At 54.4% G+C, this 2689-nt stretch carries 3 protein-coding genes; all 3 read left to right on the top strand.

What is annotated here, in order from left to right; translation table 11 throughout:
- Positions 1-272: 272 nt before the first annotated feature.
- Genes A9513_RS14320 through A9513_RS14310 form a run of 3 tightly spaced genes read left to right on the top strand, consistent with a single transcriptional unit; the run spans position 273 to position 2582 of the window.
- Positions 273-1595, top strand: coding sequence for a hypothetical protein (locus tag A9513_RS14320; RefSeq protein WP_141678405.1), 1323 nt, complete (start codon positions 273-275; stop codon positions 1593-1595).
- 11 nt (positions 1596-1606) lie between these two features.
- Entirely contained in the window at positions 1607-2032 is a 426-nt protein-coding gene (locus A9513_RS14315; protein ID WP_176707240.1) for a GtrA family protein, read from the top strand.
- Positions 2025-2582 carry an FAD-dependent oxidoreductase gene (locus tag A9513_RS14310; protein WP_141678404.1) on the top strand — a complete coding sequence of 186 codons (558 nt, stop codon included), beginning with the start codon at positions 2025-2027 and terminating at the stop codon, positions 2580-2582. The genes A9513_RS14315 and A9513_RS14310 overlap by 8 nt, the downstream gene beginning before the upstream one ends.
- The last annotated feature ends 107 nt before the right edge of the window (positions 2583-2689 follow it).

The following is a 2689-nucleotide window of genomic DNA, read 5'->3' as shown; positions in this document are numbered from 1 at the left end:
CAGGCCGATCTGGATCGTGACGCGCTCTGTGGCGCTGAGTTCGTGATAGGACATGGGGCAACACCTTACCGAAATGGTCGGGTGTTGCACTCAGTTTTTGCGGCCGCCCTTTCTTTACTGGTCGAAGTTTGGCGGAGCCGCTGTGCCTTTTGTCGTTGGCTGCGTTTGTTAGCCGACGGTACTTTCTGGCGGCCTGTCTATGGTTGTTGGCAGCGGTTGTCCACCCGTTGCAGGCGCTGGCTGTTGCACTGGTTCTCTGGTGCTGGTTGTGCGTGGATGATCGTCGTTGGGTTTGGCTTGCTGTCCCGGCAGTAATTGTTACGGCTCTAGCTTATCTGATTCGCGGACCGTCCCTTTTCTTCTTTCAGCAGTACGACGCTCAGTGGCTGGCCTGGATATCGGGCCCCAACCGGAATGTCTTCCTGAAAAACTGGCCCGTTGCCTCGTGGGTTTCACTGGGGCTCGACTTCCTGCTCGTTCTACTGGCGCGGCATTTTGTTCTGGGGCGTGTGCGAGAGTTCTATACAGCCCTGCTAATTGCCTTAATCGTTGGTTTCGTTGCCAGCCTTGTACTTGTGGATTGGCTGTCGTTGGTGCTGCCGACTGGTCTGCAGCTCTGGCGAGTGCAATGGATATCCCATTGGGGGGCGATGGCTGCGATTCCGCTGGTTATGTGGCAGGTGCTACAGCAGGCCTATGGTCGTGAGCGCAGCCTGTTCCTCTTTGCGACTATCATCTGGGCCGTACCTGTGGGGCCGATGGCTCCAAGCCCGCTGTTATCCCTATTCCCCCTGGCTCTGTTCTTCTTCTGGCCGTCAATTGCGCCGAAAATTCGAGAGCGCTTCCGTATTGCGATGTTGGCTGGTCTCGTGATAGCGCTGATTATTGGGACCTTCAAGTATTGTCTTGTCGTCTATCTGGCGTTCCTCAAGCAGGGCGGTAGCCTGAACAATTACCGATTGGATGCCATTATCTTGGCCTATCCATTGATTTCTTGCCTAGTACTTGTGCTGATTTACCTCGGAGTGCACCGATTTGGTCAGCCTGCCAGGTATGCCGCGCTCGCTGCTATCGCTGCTTTTTCAGTGTATTCGATGATTTCTTGGGATAGCCGAAGCACTTGGAATACCTATATAGAGCGCTCGGCGGGGGAGAATCCATTCGGAACTCCCATCGAGCAAGGTGCTCAGGTTTATTGGGCTGATATGCTGTTGGCGCCCTGGAGTGTCTTGCATCGCCCCAGTTATTTCAACGAGGGCCAGCAGGCCGGGCTGCTGTTCAATCGCGAGACAGCCAGACAAGCCAGTATTCGAAACTCGGTGACACAGATATTGTCGTTCCAGAGTGAAATATGTGCTGTCGTGAACTCCGCAGCCGGCAGGGATGATCATTGCGCGCCAGATATTCAAACTGTACGGGATATGTGTGAGGCGGCTGAGGGTAAACTGAGTTACATCGTGCTCCAAAATCGATTGAGCGAGCCTCCGATGGGGCTATGGAATATTCCCAGGAGCTATTCGGGAGAAGCTCCGGTTACTTACTACCTGTATGGCTGCGCAGGCTTGGACGGTCATGCCGTAGCGAATGCCAGGTGATCACATGTGTATTGGAGTGGTTGCACGGTCGATTCGAGTTCGCGAAGTATTTCATTGCCTCGTTAGTTGGACTGTCGGCGGATTTGGCTGCGTTCTCACTGTGCATTCGGGCGCTGCACCTGGGGCTCAGTGGCGCGGTTGTGGTGGGATTCCTAGTTGGTGCACTGGTAGCGTATCTCTTCAGTGCTTTCTGGGTATTCCCTGTACGTACTTATCGATGCCACCCATTGCTCGAGTTCTCCATTTTTTTTGCGACTGGACTGCTGGGTGTTTTAGTGACCCGCTGCATCATTTATCTCGGTGTTGAGGTTCTCTCTTTCAGTCCGGAGTTGGTGAAGTTGCTGTCTTCCGCAATCACGTTCCTGATCAATTTCATGGTGCGCAAGGTGCTGCTGTTCAGCAGGCATGGTGCTCGCGAGGTAATGAGGCTTGAGTAATTCCGTTGTCATCGTAGGTGCAGGTCCTGCCGGCCTGACCGCTGCCTATGAGCTGCAGAGCGCCGGGTTTTCAAATGTGCTGGTGATCGAGGCGGATACCCAGGTTGGTGGTATCTCCCGGACGGTCAACTACAAAGGTAACCGCATTGATATTGGTGGGCACCGGTTTTTCTCCAAATCGGATTGGGTCATGCAATGGTGGAACCGCTTGCTTCCTCTTGCGCCGGAGGGATGCGAGAAGGCCGTTCTGCAGTACCAGGGTATGGAGCGCCCGGTTCCAGCCTTCAATGGGCTGGCAAGTAGTGCGGTTGATTCGGATCAGGTCATGCTGCTACGTGGGCGTCTATCGAGAATCTATTTCGGCAAGCGCTTCTTCGATTACCCGCTGAAGCTGAATCTCGACAGCCTACGCAAACTGGGTGTTCGTAAAACATTGGTATTCGGCGTCAGTTATGCCTTTGCCAAACTGCGTCCGGTCAAGCCTGAGCAAACCTTGCAAGACTTCCTGATCAACCGCTTTGGCCAGAAGCTCGGCGGCCGCAAAAACTGAGTGCAACACCCGACCATTTCGGTAAGGTGTTGCCCCATGTCCTATCACGAACTCAGCGCCACAGAGCGCGTCACGATCCAGATCGGCCTGTGCAATGGCTTCAGCCA

Origin of the sequence: Pseudomonas sp. AU12215 (assembly GCF_001675465.2) — a bacterium.
Taxonomy (GTDB): domain Bacteria; phylum Pseudomonadota; class Gammaproteobacteria; order Pseudomonadales; family Pseudomonadaceae; genus Pseudomonas; species Pseudomonas nitroreducens.
Note: the sequence above shows the minus strand (reverse complement) of the source record. Positions and strands in the feature narration are given on the sequence as shown.